Origin of the sequence: Synechococcus sp. MIT S1220 (assembly GCF_047303025.1) — a bacterium.
In the GTDB taxonomy this organism is placed as follows: Bacteria; Cyanobacteriota; Cyanobacteriia; order PCC-6307; family Cyanobiaceae; genus Parasynechococcus.
The window spans coordinates 1,392,300-1,407,656 of the sequence record NZ_CP138939.1 but is presented as its reverse complement, the minus strand read 5'-3'; the positions used below and the strand labels follow the sequence as shown (position 1 = coordinate 1,407,656).

General features: G+C 50.2%; 17 protein-coding genes. 10 read left to right on the top strand and 7 right to left on the bottom strand.

The window, feature by feature from the left end; all coding sequences use genetic code 11:
• Window positions 1–318: 318 nt before the first annotated feature.
• Window positions 319–1,086 carry a hypothetical protein gene (locus SIB64_RS06965; protein ID WP_413442520.1) on the top strand — a complete coding sequence of 256 codons (768 nt, stop codon included), beginning with the start codon at window positions 319–321 and terminating at the stop codon, window positions 1,084–1,086.
• 155 nt (window positions 1,087–1,241) lie between these two features.
• On the opposite strand, the gene SIB64_RS06960 is transcribed toward SIB64_RS06965, so the two are convergent.
• Window positions 1,242–1,835: a nucleoside triphosphate pyrophosphatase gene (locus SIB64_RS06960; RefSeq protein WP_413442925.1), complete on the bottom strand. Its 594-nt coding sequence runs from the start codon at window positions 1,833–1,835 to the stop codon at window positions 1,242–1,244.
• Window positions 1,836–1,854: 19 nt separating this feature from the next.
• On the opposite strand from SIB64_RS06960, the gene SIB64_RS06955 reads away from it, so the two are divergent.
• The 5 genes from SIB64_RS06955 to SIB64_RS06935 all read left to right on the top strand — a co-directional run bounded on the left by SIB64_RS06955 (window position 1,855) and on the right by SIB64_RS06935 (window position 5,571).
• Window positions 1,855–2,280 carry an Npun_F0494 family protein gene (locus tag SIB64_RS06955; protein ID WP_413442519.1) on the top strand — a complete coding sequence of 142 codons (426 nt, stop codon included), beginning with the start codon at window positions 1,855–1,857 and terminating at the stop codon, window positions 2,278–2,280.
• Window positions 2,281–2,472: 192 nt separating this feature from the next.
• Window positions 2,473–3,939: a cobyric acid synthase gene (locus tag SIB64_RS06950; protein WP_413442518.1), complete on the top strand. Its 1,467-nt coding sequence runs from the start codon at window positions 2,473–2,475 to the stop codon at window positions 3,937–3,939.
• On the top strand, window positions 3,939–4,178 hold the full coding sequence (locus SIB64_RS06945; RefSeq protein WP_413442517.1) for a 2Fe-2S iron-sulfur cluster binding domain-containing protein: 240 nt from the start codon (window positions 3,939–3,941) through the stop codon (window positions 4,176–4,178). Before SIB64_RS06950 ends, SIB64_RS06945 begins: the two co-directional genes overlap by 1 nt.
• The gene (locus tag SIB64_RS06940; RefSeq protein ID WP_413442516.1) at window positions 4,175–4,324 is read left to right on the top strand and encodes a hypothetical protein; all 150 of its coding nucleotides are present in this window, start codon (window positions 4,175–4,177) and stop codon (window positions 4,322–4,324) included. Before SIB64_RS06945 ends, SIB64_RS06940 begins: the two co-directional genes overlap by 4 nt.
• Window positions 4,321–5,571 (top strand): chloride channel protein, encoded by a 1,251-nt coding sequence (locus SIB64_RS06935; RefSeq protein ID WP_413442515.1) that lies wholly within the window; start codon window positions 4,321–4,323, stop codon window positions 5,569–5,571. Before SIB64_RS06940 ends, SIB64_RS06935 begins: the two co-directional genes overlap by 4 nt.
• Here SIB64_RS06935 and cbbX read toward each other — a convergent pair.
• The 5 genes from cbbX to SIB64_RS06910 form a co-directional block, all read right to left on the bottom strand.
• Window positions 5,507–6,412: a CbbX protein gene (gene cbbX, locus SIB64_RS06930; RefSeq protein ID WP_413442514.1), complete on the bottom strand. Its 906-nt coding sequence runs from the start codon at window positions 6,410–6,412 to the stop codon at window positions 5,507–5,509. The genes SIB64_RS06935 and cbbX overlap by 65 nt on opposite strands.
• Complete coding sequence (locus SIB64_RS06925) at window positions 6,396–6,644, bottom strand: 4a-hydroxytetrahydrobiopterin dehydratase (RefSeq protein ID WP_413442513.1); 249 nt, start codon at window positions 6,642–6,644, stop codon at window positions 6,396–6,398. The genes cbbX and SIB64_RS06925 overlap by 17 nt, the downstream gene beginning before the upstream one ends.
• A gap of 83 nt (window positions 6,645–6,727) precedes the next feature.
• Window positions 6,728–7,645, bottom strand: coding sequence for an ABC transporter substrate-binding protein (locus tag SIB64_RS06920; protein WP_413442512.1), 918 nt, complete (start codon window positions 7,643–7,645; stop codon window positions 6,728–6,730).
• Window positions 7,646–7,718: 73 nt separating this feature from the next.
• Window positions 7,719–8,477, bottom strand: coding sequence for an ABC transporter ATP-binding protein (locus SIB64_RS06915; protein WP_413442511.1), 759 nt, complete (start codon window positions 8,475–8,477; stop codon window positions 7,719–7,721).
• Entirely contained in the window at window positions 8,477–9,565 is a 1,089-nt protein-coding gene (locus SIB64_RS06910) for a FecCD family ABC transporter permease (RefSeq protein ID WP_413442510.1), read from the bottom strand. The genes SIB64_RS06915 and SIB64_RS06910 overlap by 1 nt, the downstream gene beginning before the upstream one ends.
• Window positions 9,566–9,769: 204 nt before the next feature.
• On the opposite strand from SIB64_RS06910, the gene SIB64_RS06905 reads away from it, so the two are divergent.
• From SIB64_RS06905 to SIB64_RS06890, 4 genes are all read left to right on the top strand, one after another.
• A complete protein-coding gene (locus SIB64_RS06905) occupies window positions 9,770–11,056 on the top strand; it encodes a hypothetical protein (protein WP_413442509.1) in 1,287 nt (428 codons plus the stop codon).
• 38 nt (window positions 11,057–11,094) lie between these two features.
• Window positions 11,095–11,736: a MotA/TolQ/ExbB proton channel family protein gene (locus tag SIB64_RS06900; protein ID WP_413442508.1), complete on the top strand. Its 642-nt coding sequence runs from the start codon at window positions 11,095–11,097 to the stop codon at window positions 11,734–11,736.
• A gap of 6 nt (window positions 11,737–11,742) precedes the next feature.
• Complete coding sequence (locus SIB64_RS06895; RefSeq protein ID WP_413442507.1) at window positions 11,743–12,165, top strand: ExbD/TolR family protein; 423 nt, start codon at window positions 11,743–11,745, stop codon at window positions 12,163–12,165.
• Window positions 12,166–12,301: 136 nt separating this feature from the next.
• The gene (locus tag SIB64_RS06890) at window positions 12,302–13,117 is read left to right on the top strand and encodes a TonB family protein (protein WP_413442506.1); all 816 of its coding nucleotides are present in this window, start codon (window positions 12,302–12,304) and stop codon (window positions 13,115–13,117) included.
• Here the strand turns inward: SIB64_RS06890 and SIB64_RS06885 are convergent.
• The gene (locus SIB64_RS06885) at window positions 13,101–15,317 is read right to left on the bottom strand and encodes a TonB-dependent receptor domain-containing protein (RefSeq protein WP_413442505.1); all 2,217 of its coding nucleotides are present in this window, start codon (window positions 15,315–15,317) and stop codon (window positions 13,101–13,103) included. The two genes, SIB64_RS06890 and SIB64_RS06885, sit on opposite strands and share 17 nt — an antisense overlap.
• Between the last annotated feature and the right edge of the window lie 40 nt (window positions 15,318–15,357).

Here is a 15,357-nt window from a genome sequence, read left to right as displayed (position 1 = left end):
TTCGTTCACTCGGGTCATCACCAGCCCGCCAGACTTTCGCGAAAGACCTGGGGATGGACCATCGGGTCCGAGCGAAACAAGCTGTTGTCAGACTAGATCCGAAAAAGGAAGGTAGGGGCTGATTGTCAAACGAGAGGCTCTCATGAACAAAGCATCACCGGGACTCCTTCAGATTCAGACAGGTCAGATAGATTTTGTCATAGTTTTGCAACCCCAGTCACAAAGATAGGAGATCAGCGTTCCCGACAATTTTCGAGCGATACTGTGCTAAATCAATGGATTCGATTAGGATAGAGATAAAGTAACCTATGAAACCCCATGGCAGCAGAAGGAGCTTGTTCACGCCTCAAAGCCAAATCCCTAAGGATAATCTTCGTTCCTCTTCTCTTCACTCCTAATATTGCTATAGCAGCGATTGATCCTGCCATTCATCAACAATGCCTGAATGCAGCAGATTATCAAGGATGTGTCACGCTAAATAATAAGGAAAAAAGTTCAAGCCAACAGAGCTGCGACAACGACGGCTGGTGTATCTCGACAGGTGGTAGCGATCGTTTTGGCTTGCCGCGCAAGAAAGGGTGGAAATCTAAATACCTAGCTTCAGACAACACAATTCGATATTTGGATCCACAAATCAGAAAAGTTCCGCATAAAAATCGCTCAAATCGTTATTTTACGTCCCTTTCAATTGTGCACAGTTACGCACAACCCATAGCGGCAGTTCCAGGTTATTATAAAACTGTGGACTACGGGAAAACCGAATGTACGCAATCGGGTGACTGGAAACCCGCTATCTACAGCGGCGGAAAACTTGTGAGCGGTGGCTACAATCAAAACCCGAGAACAATATGCAAAACCACGCCTCCAATACGCGTCTGGGTCCCTGGAAAACCTGGGAGCGCCGGAGGTCCACGCGTACAGAACTTAAACGTAGTTTATGACTGCGAAGATCGCACTCTTGGTTATTATTGGAATGGTCAATTGCGTGGAGACTGGAAAAAAGCCGGCTCCAGTAACACGCGCCAATTCATTAAAACAACCTGCGCCAACATCAGTTCTCTTCCCAGCTCAGGTCTCAAGCTCTGAAAAGATTGTTGGGTGAATGTGATCGAAACCGCGAAAGATTGTGATTCGCAATCACGCGGGTTCGATCAAGGCTGTTTTGATCAAGGCTGTTTCGATCAAGGCTGTTTTGATCAAGGCTGTTTTGATCAAGGCTGTTTTGATCAAGGCTGTTTCGATCAAGCGGGCTCGTCCAACAACTTGGCTCTCAACCAGGGAAGGCTGAGTCCAATCACATTCGAATAACACCCTGACAAGGACGCAACCAACAAGCCTCCCCGCCCCTCCAGTGCAAAACCACCGGCGCACTGCATCGGTTCACCACTGCCGACGTAACGCTGAAGAACAGCCTCCCCTACCGCTGCGAAGTGCACACCGGTTGTGATGCAGGCCTGGTGCGACAGCGACAGCCCACCCAATTCAGCGGGCACGTTCAGCAGCACATGGCCCGTGTGAAGAGAACCGCTGCGGCCCGCCATACGCCGCCAACGTCGGAGAGCCTGCTCCGCATCAGCAGGCTTGCCGAACACCTCACCTTCAAACTCAAACACCGAGTCACACCCAAGCACCCAACTGATGTCCTGATCGTGAACAGGATCAAGGCCCGCCAGCACCGCAGAGGCTTTCGCCTCAGCCAGCCGTTGAACGAGCTGACACGGATCAGGGTTCTGAATGGTGGCTTCGTCGACCCCACTGACCCGAACGCGGTGATCCACAGCCGCCTGCTCCAACAGGCGGCGACGTGCCAGTGAAGCCGAAGCAAGCATCAACATTCCGATCCATGGCCAGCCAATGCTCCGTAGGCTGCCACTGCCGGACAAGCCGACCATTCCCGATCTATCCACCACAGATGATCTGCTGGATCGTCGCAGCCGCGAGCGAGCGATCCGATCCATGCAATGTCTTCCCTTCAGCGTGCATCTCTTCCGTGATCTGCAGCAGCAGGGACTCGATGCAACAGCCCTGTGGGGCGATCGTTTGCGCTACGGACGCGCCGATCGGTGGTACCGCCACCCTGAAAACCTCGAACGTGATCTGCTCTGGCTGATCGCGGTGGGGGTTCTGCGACGCGAAGTGGACGGACAGGGACTCACCTCACGCTTCCGTTTAACGCCGCTTGGACGGAACCTGTTGGATCACGATCGAGCGTTGCTGGACCATTCCGCGACACTTGGCGATCAGATCCGCTTTCACATTCGACGCTTAATCAGTCACTAATCAGGCACTGAGCAGAGATTGTTCAGCAACCTCTGAGATCAGTCGCCTGTGTTAACCATCAGCCAATGCCCCAACGGAACTCTGAAATTCAACCGTGAAGACGAACAGCCTGAATCACCTTTCTGACGCCCATGCTGGCGGGGAGATCAGCCGCTGAACACCACAATCACCCTGGCCAGCCGTCAACCCTTGATGGTGCTGGGCACCTCAAGTGGTGCTGGAAAATCATTGATGAACGCTGCCCTGTGCCGGGTGTTGCGACGCCACGGAGAGCAGCCGCTGCCGTTCAAAGGGCAGAACATGAGCAACAACGCCTGGGTTGATCGCAACGGTGGAGAGATGGCGTATTCCCAGGCGATGCAGGCCTGGGCAGCCGGACTTGAGCCCTGTTGCGCCATGAACCCAGTGCTGCTCAAACCGCGTGGCGACAGCACCAGCGAGGTGATCCACGCGGGCCGAAGTGTGGGCATCGCCCGGGCTGAGCATTACTACCGCGACTGGTTTCGCCCGGGCTGGCAAGCCATCCGCAACAGCCTTCAAACTCTCCAGAAACAGTGGCCAGAGGGACGTCTGGTGCTCGAAGGCGCCGGCAGTCCAGTCGAGGTGAACCTGCAACGTCGGGACCTCACCAACCTGCGACTCGCTCAGTACCTCCGCGCCCGCTGCATCCTCGTGGCCGATATTGAACGCGGCGGAGTCTTCGCCCAAATCATTGGAACGCTCGCGCTGCTGCGACCGGTTGAAAGGCCTCTGATCAAAGGCATTCTGATCAATCGCTTCCGCGGCCGAAGGGAACTGTTCGATGAAGGGCGCAGCTGGCTGGAGCAACAAACAGGCATCCCTGTGCTGGGGGTGATGCCCTGGCTCAATGAGCTTTTCCCTCCGGAGGATTCTCTCGACCTACTGGAACGCAAACCCAACCGCGGCCGTTGTGATCTTGAAATCGCCGTGCTCCGGCTTCCTTCGTTGAGCAACTTCTCCGATCTCGATCCCCTCGAAGCGGAGTCCACCGTGCAACTGCGCTGGGTGGAACCGGGGCAGAACCTGGGGAGACCTGATGCGGTGATTCTCCCAGGGAGCAAACAGACCCTTGGAGACCTTCAGGCCATCCGCAACAGCGATCTGGAGCAGCAACTCAAGACCTACATCCACCGTGGCGGATCGATCCTGGCCATCTGCGGCGGAATGCAATTGCTCGGACAAAGCCTGACGGATCCCGACAAGTTGGAAGGTGGCCATGCGGAAGGCCCCTGGAATGGTCTGGGCCTGCTTGAGATTGCAACCCGTTTCGGAGGCGACAAAACCCTCCAGCAGAGGCGGTTGGAGGCCTGCTGGCCAACAGCGAGCACGATTACAGGTTTCGAGCTGCACCACGGAACCACCGTGGCCGGTTCAAACCTGCAGCCAATCAGCACAGACACCAAACTGGGTTGGTGGAAGAACACCGGCAGCGGCGGTCACATCGCCGGCACCTACCTGCACGGATTGCTGGAGAACGGTCCCTGGCGCCGCCACTGGATCAATCTTTTGCGCAGCTCGAAACAACTGCCGCCCCTCTCCACCGATCGTCCCCATCACGGAGAGCATCGTGATCAACTCATCAACCGCCTCGCTGATGCATTCGAGCAGCATGTGAACATCAGACCGTTACTGCACTGATGGCCACCATCTCCGTGCATTGGCCCAATGGCCGCAAAACCATTGAAACAGTCGGAACCGACTGGCTCAGAGCCGCTGCAGCAGCAGGCGTGATCATTCCAACTGGCTGCATGGGAGGCAGCTGCGGAGCATGCGAAATCGAGGTGAACGGCACCATGGTGCGGGCTTGCATCAGCAGCGTTCCTTCGTCCAAATCCAGCAGGTTGTCGGTGGAGTTCGCCAGCGATCCCTACTGGTGACATCCCAAGCGCCTTGGTTGAAAGATCACGTTCAAGGCGACTCCGCAACACGGTGCCCAGGGAAGGAATTCGGCACCAACCCCTTCAAAAAAAAGGCAGCCCATGGTGAACTACGCACCAATCCTTTGTGGCTCGATCTCGGGTGAGCAGCCGTTCTCTGATCCTTCCCCCCGTCGTCCGGCAGGCACTGATCGCTCTCTTGACAGGTGCGATCAGTGGCGCAATCACCGCTCTGATCATGGGAGGCGTCGGAATAGTCACCAAAACGCTTTGGGGGGATCCCACCGAACAGGGCCTGGACTACACCATCCCTCTCGCTTGGTCTTTGGGGGTGTGCGGTGGCTTCGGAGCTTTGCTCGCCCTGATCCATCGCGGGGGTGAAAAAACCCTGCTTCCGGAACTGCCTGAAACACTCCACGATCTGAATCACCCCGAAGACGCTCCACCGCGAGACAACTTGAAGGCGATTGCAGGAGCGATCGTGGCGCTGGTGGGAGGCGGAGTGTCCGGTCCGGAAGCGTTGATGACGCGAATCGCAGCTCTCAGCAGTCAACGCATCTGGCAGGGCCGGGATCAGGATCTTCAGAACGCCAGTGTTGCCGGCTCCCTTGGCCTCTTCGGGGCCCCTTTGCTGGGTGGGGCCGTTGTCAGTGAGCAGCATGGGGATCTGATCCGACGCTGGATTCCAGGCACGATCGGAGGTATGGGCGGTTTTGTGCTGTTCCATGGCATTGATGAGGTAACGGGTGGATCGCTCCGGGCCATGCCATACATGTGGCCCACCGACCCGGGTGAAGACATTGGAACGCTGGGCTCGGCAATCATTGCCGGCCTCATCGGCAGTGCTTTGGGCCTTCTACTGCGGTCCTGGCGGGGCACTCTTCAGCGGCGTCACCTTCTTGCCCACTGGCGATGGTGGCCGGTGATTACGGGGCTCCTGCTTGGCGCGATGATGCATTGGCTTCCCCTTGTGCCATTTGCAGGTGAAGAACAACTCCGTCCATTGCTGGAAGGGGTGAATCGCAGCCAGGTGGTCGTCCTGATGCTGTCTGGACTGATCAAGTTGCTGATGCTTGGCCTCTGCCTGGAAACAGGCTGGCGCGGCGGCATCTTCTTCCCTGTGTTTTTGATTGCCTGTGCCTTCGGCAGCGCCCTGCATCAACTGTTCCCAGAGGTGGGAACCCTTGGGAGTTGGTGTGGGGGACTCACTGCGGCCTTCTACAAGGTGATGCTGCGGGCCCGGGTCTCTGTGCTCGTTCTGACTGTGTTGCTCCTGCAAGGTCATGGCGCCACGGGAGCCTTGGTTGGCGTGGTGGTGGGCGAAATGATCAGTCACTTTGTGCCACTGGGTGGTGCCCCTCAACCTGCCCCTGAAACACCCGACTCCCCTTGATATCTGCTGCTTCAATCGTGATCAGGTCCTCCTTGGTGAGCTCCTCCCCCATCCGAGCGAAAAGGCGGTTGGCCTGACGCAACCTGGCCCGATCAATGGCATTGCGGATGGAACGAGCATTGGCGAAGAACGGCAATGCTCGCCTGAGCGAGATGTAGTCGGAGAACGCGTTACAGGCTTCATGGCTGAAGCGGTAGTGCTGCGCTTCAAGAAGCAATCCGGCAATGGCCATCAGCTCGTCATTGCTGTAGTCAAGGAAATCGAGATGATGTGTCACCCGTGAGGAAAGGCCCGGATTGGAGCTGTAGAAAGTCTCCATTCGATCCTTGTACCCCGCAAAGATCACCACCACATCACTGCGCTGATTCTCCATTTCCTGCAGGAGGATTTCGATCGCCTCAGCGCCGTAGTCACGCTCATTGTCTGGTTTGTAGAGGTAGTAGGCCTCATCGATGAACAGCACACCACCCTGAGCACGCTTGAGCATCTCCTTCGTCTTTGGAGCTGTATGGCCCACGTACTGCCCCACCAGATCATCTCGGGTCGCCGTGACCACGTGGCCTTTACGCAGGTAACCAAGCCGGTGCAGAATCTGCGACATCCTCTGGGCCACGGTCGTCTTACCCGTACCGGGACGACCGGTGAATGACATGTGCAGGCTGGGCGCCGTGCTGGGCAAATCCAGCTGCTGCCTGGCCTGATCCACAAGCAATAAGGCTGCGATTTCGCGGATCCGAGTCTTGACCGGAGTCAAGCCGATGAGCTCAAGATCAAGCTGCTCCAGCACCTCAGCCACACCGGAATCGGCATAAGCAGCGGCAAGATCAATCGAGCAGGGCATCGATCTCAGCCGCGAACGAATGATCCGCATCAGCTATCTGGGCGGAATCTCCGTCATCCTCAGGACGGAGTGTGATGTTCACATATGTTCGACCAAAGCTGATATCCGGAAAGCGCTGCGTGGCCTCACTATGAAGCCCAAGCCGATCCAGGAAATCCCGTGTCGCGTTGTAGCTCTCAAACTCATAGCGCCTTTCAAGACACACCGGCCTCCTGCGCTCCTTCCAACCCATATGAGGCCATACCGCTGGTCTTTAACCTACAAGAGTGAGACGAGCAAGCTTGAACAACATCCACTCCGCCTCCAGCCATATGTTTACAAAGCCCGAAGACGCTTACAAGCAGAGGCAATGCTTCCTAAACTTCCAGGATTGATCAATCCATAATAATCCATTTTGACAACATTTTTTGACTTGACTTTAGGTAAAAATTGCCGAATTAATTGTCGCAATTGTTTTGCACCACCTGAAGGGTTTACAGCAAGAACCGTGTCAGCATCAACGGTCAACAAACGCTCGTTTGACATGGTGATATAGCCCGAAAACTCACTCCCCCCCGAAAGCCCCTGAGTGACGTTGATTAGACCGTGCCTGGCAAGCAGAGACCCAGACCAACTATCTGAAGAAGGCGAAAGCTTGGGCGACACCCCAACAAGAATCAACACACGCGATCGCGACGGCTTCGCAACACCAGAGACAGCAGGGCAGATGTCAGCCAGTTTTTGTTCGAGAACATCGGAATTGGAAATACGCTGACGCAGCAACTGAGCCGCTTCCTCCAGACGATTCCAGCGATCAATCCTTAAAGAAAGAGTTGCAATGCCTAAGCCATTCAAACCATTCAAGATCTTGGAGTGGAAACCATCTGCGCCCACCACAAGATCAGGCTTAAGGGCCACAATGGCCTCCAGGCTTGGCTGACTTCTGCCAGAAGAAATGCGCTTCATACCTTTGAAACGCGAGTCGTTGTTGGTCAGAGAAGTGCCTGGAACACCAACCAGGACTCCAGGATCCAGTGACACAACCATGTCAGCAGACAGTGAAGTCAAGGCAACCACACGGCTCACCTGTCGGCCAGAACGACTGATGTCGATCTCCCCTTGCGCCCGCAAAGGTGGAAGCCAAAAGAAAACGAGCAAAACCGAAAGGAATGGATACAAATAAGCCACAATTTCATAAACCAATGGAATTAATTTTATACCAATAACTGACCCCCGATCGAACAAAATAAGCATGACAATGTGATAAAAACAACACCATATATTCATCCGTGACCAGCCACGATTGAGCTATCCAACAAGTAATGTCTCAATACAGAGCGCACCGTTGCCCCTCATGCTCAACAACACGAATAGCCAGACCAAATGTTTCACTCAACGACTGTGAACGAAACACATGATCCGTGGGACCGAACTCAAGCAACTGACCTTGGCGCATCAAGGCAAGATGAGAGGAATACCTCGAAATATGATTCAGATCATGGAATACGGAAACAATAATCTTTCCGGAATTGGCCATTTTCTCCAAAAGATTCAAAATCTGATTTTGTGCAACAATATCCAGATGATTGGTAGGTTCGTCCAAAAGCAGAATGGATCCATTCTGTGCCAAAGAAAGGGCTAAAAAAGCTCGCTGTCTTTCTCCACCAGACAATGAATCAAGCGAACGATCACGCAGATCATTCAAACCAACAAAATCGATGGCATAACTAACCTGCTCCCAATCAGCCTCGGAAAAACGGACACCCCAGCTCGGCAAATAGGGATAACGTCCTAAACACACAAGATCTTGAACCGTCAAGCATGCATTGACATTGGAACGCTGGGAGAGAATCGAAATTTTTTTATCTTTATCAGGCAAGTCCTTAAAAGCTGTGCCCCCAAATTGAATGCAACCATGACTAGGACCAATTAAACCTGCCATCAATCTCAACAACGTGGATTTTCCTGAACCATTGCATCCAGCGATACAAAGCCAATCCCCAGGACCAACAGAAAACGAAATCTTCTCAAGGATTGAATTAGAATTTATAGAATAAGAGACGTCAGATAAAGATAGATCCTCCATTAGACACTCCCTTCCATTCGGCGTTTTCTCAATAGATAGATAAAAAATGGCGAACCAAATAGTGCTGTCACAATACCGACTGGAAGCTCCCAGAGATACATTCTTGCGATCAGATCACCTACTACAACAGTGAGTGCGCCCAAGACCCCAGAGAATGGCAAAACATAAACAAAATTACCACCGCAGAGTAAACGTGCTATGTGAGGAATCACCAAACCGACAAAACCGACCAGTCCCGCAATACATACAGAACAGGATGTCAGCAGAGTTGCGCAAACACCAATCAAAATCCTGAGTCGTGTTAAAGACAGGCCTAAGGATCGGCTGGTATCATCATCAAGCAATGCCAAATTAAGTTGTTTAGCGAAAACAAAGGAGCACAATAAACATACGACGATTGGAATCCATGTAAAAGTTAAATCGCCCCACTCACGGCCAGCCAATGTTCCGGACAACCAGGTTAAAGAATTCTGAATGCGTGTATCATCCGAGCGCAAGAGAAAAATAGCTTGCACAGATCCCAAAACACTACTGACAGCGACTCCTGAGAGAATCAATCGTTCCAGGGAAATCCTCTTTTGATCATAAGCAATACAAAAAACGATTAACGCCGACACCACAGCACCCAACCATGCACCCAGTGGGATCCAATAAGCCAAACTATTCAAGGAAAAAAGAATAACGACACAGACTCCTGAGCCCGAAGAAATGCCGAGCAAGAATGGACTGGCCAACGGATTACGAAGCATTCCTTGAAGCATTGCCCCTGAAACGCCCAGAGCAGATCCCGTCAACAAGGCTGCCAAGGTGCGAGGCAAGCGAATATCACGAATCACCAAGACAGTTGTCTCTGAGGAGGAAGTTCCTGAGACATAATCCCACAGGTCCTCAAACCCAATCGGCGAATCACCGACACATAATGATAAAACAAAAACAATGGCTAATATCCACAGCAATCCAAGAAATGAAATGAATTTCATGGACAAACCGGCAATGTGATTACGAGTATCCTTTGCAATTTCAATCCTCAATGCCAGGAATCTGGACCAGACCCACCCAATGAAAAGAGTTTGAAGTAACGATTTCATCGATGGCTCGAGGCTCTTTATATAAAGGGAGCAACCTGATTGACTTAGAGCAAATGCAGTTGACCAGAGTCATGCTACAAAAAGCCAATACGAGGCGAAATCAATATTCAATCCGTAAATTTTTATACATGCGGCTGTGAAATAAAGTGTGGCATTCTTCTTGGGGGTCCTTAAGCATAAATATGACTAAGTGTTTTCAATTCAATGTCTACAGGCATCACATTACCTGAAGGCCATCCACCCGTTTCACCTGATGGAGGTGGTTGCCTTCCTGATGGACATCCTCCTGTGGATGGCTTCGAGTTCTGTAATGCAACTGAAGACGACGAAAAAGACGATGAATCCACTCCTCCCTCTGCAGGACCTCCAGCGGCTGGAAATTCGGGTGGAGAATCTCCAAGTGCTGGAGGGCCTCCAAGTGCTGGGGGGCCTCCAGGTGCTGGGGGGGCTCCAGGCGCTGGTGATGGAGATCCTGTCTACGTCACTTATCACGACGGGCGACGCGGTAACTCAGGAATGGGCCTGTACTACCTGGGTGGAACCCATCGCATCGGCCTAGCCGAATACGGTCTTGCACGCATGGCAGAACCCAAAATGTTCAAGCCACTGTGGATGAATGACGAGAAAAATATCTATACCAGCCTGTTCGACGCTCCGCGTCCGGGTGGATCAAGGGAAGGTGAAGTGACCGGTATTATCAAAAACAAAAGGACAACTTACGTTGTTTTTAAGGATGAAAAAAACAAATTCAGAAAGCAAGCCTTCGCAATGAGCGAGGAAGAAGGAATGGCTTCTGCACAAGAGGAAGCAGCATCAAACAAATGGATTCATAAGATGGAAAAGAAACATTCCATCGATCTGAATGGAGACGATATTTTTGGCAGTCCCAAGAGCAAACCCAATAATTTCTCAGAAGCGGAGTTCAACAACGATGCCTTCGAGAACAAGTTGAGCGATAAGAAATTGCTTAAGAAATTGAAAAAAGGGGGCCATGTAATCTATCTACGACATACCACAACAGAAACGGATTATGCCGATCAAGCTGATCCAAATCTGGATTTGAATGATCCATCAACCCAAAGGAATCTGAGCGCCCAGGGGATTCAAGAAGCAAACGACATTAAAAAAGGCATCAAAGCCAACGACATTGTGATCGGAAACGTCCGCAATAGTCAATATCAACGAGCCATCGACACAGCGCAAATAGCATTCGGCAAAGGGAAAGCCATTGATGATTTAAACTTCTTGCCTTACGAAGACTATACTGACGAGCAATTAGATATATATCACGACAGAATTGCACCGATGTTATCAAAAACACCAAAAAAGAAAAATACTGTTCTTGTCGGTCATGACGATCCCTTTGAAGGCACCACAAATATCTACCCTGATCCTCAAGGAACGGCTTATATCATTAAGCCTCATGGTGACAGCTACGACATCGTGGCTAAATTATCTCCCAGTGATTGGGCATTTGGAGCCGACATCTAAAATAGGCAGATAGTCTCTGCATCCAGGCGCCTCAGGACATGTATTGGTCTGAGGCTCTTTATTTTGCATCCGCAATGGATCTCAGCAACATCGGCGGCGTAGTTTCGATCCCCCTGGGATTCGTTTCCATCATTGCACTGGCATTGATTCTTGAACGACTCGTCTTCTGGATGACGACTCTTACCAGGCAAACAGCCGTCAGAGAAAATCTCTTGGCCCATTTCCATACTTCTTATCCAGAGGAAACGGTATTGAATTTTGAGCCACGGAATCATCCGTTGGTGATCTTCTATCGCTCTGTCATTCAAACCAAGGCAAGAGATTTTGAATCGTTTCAGCGGCGTATCAAAATTGGTTTTCAACGTGTAAGTCCTCCGTTGCGTCGATACGACGCAACGTTGTCAACCATCGTCGCGATTTCGCCATTACTGGGTCTGCTGGGTACCGTTCTGGGTCTGATACGTTCCTTCGAAGGGCTGGGGCTTGAACAACCTTTGGAGAATGCAGAGGTAGTAATATCCGGGATCAGTGAGGCTCTTGTTTCAACTGCTATTGGATTGGTGATTGCAATGATTACGCTTGCTTTTACTAACTTATTTCGAAGTTTCAGTCGAACGCAAAAACACGAACTTCAATTGTTTGCAACCAGCCTTGAAGAACAGTTTTTAATTCAACATTAACTCACCATGGATTTTGGCAACGAATTTGACCAGGAGAACGATCTGACCATCAATATTCTTCCCATGATTGACGTACTTTTCGCCATACTTCTTTTTTTTGTTCTTTCCAGCCTGATACTCAGTAGCAACAGAGTAGTGGAGATCAATCGACCAAAGGCGACGACTACCACAACGATCGGCTCGGATGACGTCATTGTCAGCATCAAAAAGGATGGAGAGCTCTTTATCAATAGCGAACCAAGCAATCAAACCACACTCCTCAACGATCTCAGCATCATCACGCAGCAAAATGCATCAAAGAAACTACTCATTGATGCCGAGCAGACCATTGAATATGGTGTCATTTTCAGTATCATTGAAAAGGCTAAATTAGCAGAATTTGAATCCATTGGCCTAGTCACAAGCCCTCAGACAAAAGCCAGAAAATGACCGCCAAATAATGAAACATTTAAAATCCAATGTAATCTTTTATTTAATCATTTCAATTTCCATTCATGCGCTTCTGCTCTTCTTGATCAGAGAAAAAAGAGAGTATGCCTTACTCCCGAAAAACCAATCCAACGTCGTGATCATTGAGTTGGCTGCTTTACCGAGTACGAAGGAAGCGAAACAACGACCAGAAGATCAGGCCATCACCGAGCAAGCCAATCGGCAAGAGAATGAGCAAGACGAACCGATCCAACAAAAGGCTGTTGCGTTATCTGATCGGATACAACCACCCAACGCTGAACAACCAACTCCTGCGCCCACGTCCACTGCAGCCCCGCAACTTAGCCGGACCCCAGCTCCAATCCTGAGACAGTCGCCCAAACATTCCAGCAAGCGCCATGGTTCAGATACCAAACCACTGCAGGAACAACCATCGTCGGCCATCGCGTCGACTCGTGAGAAGCCATCCAGCTCTAAGAGGAAACAGGATCAAGAACAATCCAACAATGTCAAGCAGGGGATGACCACTGGACAGCAACACTCGCCGCAGACGTCGTCAATCCAGGTGGGGGAAACAAGCAAGGTCAAACCTCGCCGCGTTGTGGAATGTCTGTCTTGCCCAAAACCTCGATACCCCAAACGTGCACTGCGACGAGGCATTGAAGGAGAACCCAGAGTTCTGATCACAATCAACAGCAATGGACGGGTGCAAAACGTACAACTGGAACGATCGAGCGGTAATCCTGAAATCGACAATGCAGCGTTGGATGCTGGACGTCGATCACGATTCAAAGCCATCGACGGTGGTGCGCGGGTACCAGTCAGTTACAGCATCGTGATCAAAGGGAGTGACAAGCACCAAAAAGCAATTGAGAAACAAGAAAAGCAGCGTTACACCTTGCCGGCTCAGACAGGCGCGCAGAAACAGCCAACAACTACAAGCGCAGAGTGAAACCAACTTGATAGGCACGACCTGGTAATGAAAACCCGCTCATATCTCGATATCCAGTATCTAAGATATACTTTGTATCAGCATATGAATACTGCCTGTGATCAAATAGATTGAGAACTCCAAAGTTTATTTTAAAGTTTGCGCCAACGGCGCAGGAAACCAGTAAATCCCAGCGAATATAAGAAGAAGGGATGAAAAGTTCACTATCAGCTGGAACCCGGGCACGTGCGAATGCTGTGCCAATCAACTCAGCCGACCAGCCATCATCAGGCTCATGATATCCAACAGCAACGATTGCCTTGGGAGGATCAATGCTTGTAAGTGGCTGGTTGATCTCCAGATCATTGCCAACCGTATAATTGAACCCTGATCGAATCTTCAAGCCATAGCCATCCGGAACAGTTGAGTACTCAGCACTACCCTCAACACCATAGGTGACAGCTTGCTCTGCGTTGACAGTTTGATATTGTGCAACACATCGGCCTTGCTCAAATTCACAATTCGTGCCAACAAATCGCCCTGCTTCGATGAAATTACTGTATCTGTTGTAATACCCAGTAAAACTATATTTAAAATGCTCATAATGCGCTCTCAAACCTAATTCAAGTCCATCGCCAGTTTCAGATTTAAGATCTGGATTACTGATTGTCTGATACCCTGAATTCAAATTCGTAAATCCACTGTTAATTTCACTATAAAGAGGCATTCTGAATGATCGATTATAATTCATCCAAATAACATGTGATTCATCCAAACTCCATAGTGCAGCCAAGCGCCAAGTTGGAGTGATTGCATCGGAGCTACCAGCCAATGCTCCATTTTTTTCAAAAGTTGAATCTGACAGTGGATTCATCAAATATGATTCATAACGGAGCCCTGCAATCAATTTTAGGGAATCAATTATCAACGTGTCTTGTAAAAATGCTCCAAGACGATTCGTCAGTGAGTCAGGATAATCTTTGACCGGAAAGTTGCCAAGCGGCAACTCTCTGGTCTTCGAACCATCTTCTACATTTGTCTGAATGCGATCTCTGCGGCGCGAATTGAAGGTTCTTGAATAATCAACTCCATAATTTAGCTCGTGAATCAGGTCGCCAAATAACACTTCCTGTTTCCGTGAAAGATTAAAACCAGAAACTTGACTCACTGCCGTGGTCTTTGCATTCCGCTCCAACTCTGCAGACGTGGTCGTGCGATGCTCAAACCTCTGATCCACTTGAGAGGCATCTTGAAAATAGATATTAAACTTCATCCCTGAAAAAAGTGGATTCTCCATCAAGGAATCAAATTCCAACGCAGCGACGAGTTGCCAAAGTTGATTTGTGATTGTTTCCTTATCTTGATTCACGACGTAGCCCCATTCTCCTGATGGCAAATTACCTTGGCCAATTGTTGTTCTTGTAATTTGCCTGGAACCAACTGTATTTAATCGAAATTTCAAATCTTCGGAAAATGGAATCATGATTTGTGCATTAAAACCAGTACCGTCATTGTTTTGGCGATTAACCAAATCAGAATCAGCGATCGGATGGGGCTCTTCTGAGTCAGAACGACTGACACTCAACAAACCCATAATTCCGTTTGAATCCTCAGCTGCAAATCGAACAAGTTCAGACACGCTGTTGTTCTCTGAGCTGAGCATGACAACCGCTTGAGCAGCACGATCATCCTCTCCTAAAAATACTTCTGGATGAAGGGATGAAAAAGAGACAACACCTCCAAGGGCCCCATCTCCATACAGGACTGATGCAGGGCCTTGGATAATATCAACGTCACCAATATTCAATAAGTCAATCCACTGGCCTCGCGTCTGACGGAAAGGGCCAAACTCAAACCGTTCCGGCAAGCGAACACCATTCAGCTCATACAGAATGCGATTGCCATCCAAACCGCGAATATTGATATCTTCGATTCCATACCGCCTACTTCGGCGCACCTCAATCCCAGGTTGGTAGCGAAACAAATCCTTAAAATTAATCACCCCTCGCCGGTCCATTTCTTCACGATCAATCACCGTAAAACTGGCAGGTTGCTCGTAACTAGGGTCATCAAGCTGTTCGCCAACGGTGATAATTCTCAATTCTTCTTCTGCGAATGAAGGGATTGGAGTAAAAACAATACAGAGATAGGCAAAGGCAATCGGCAACGAAGAAGAGGACTGAAAAAAAGCTAAAATCAAGCGAAGTAAATTATTACCCAAGGCCTCATTTCAATAGATTATTATTTTGACAAAAAAATAA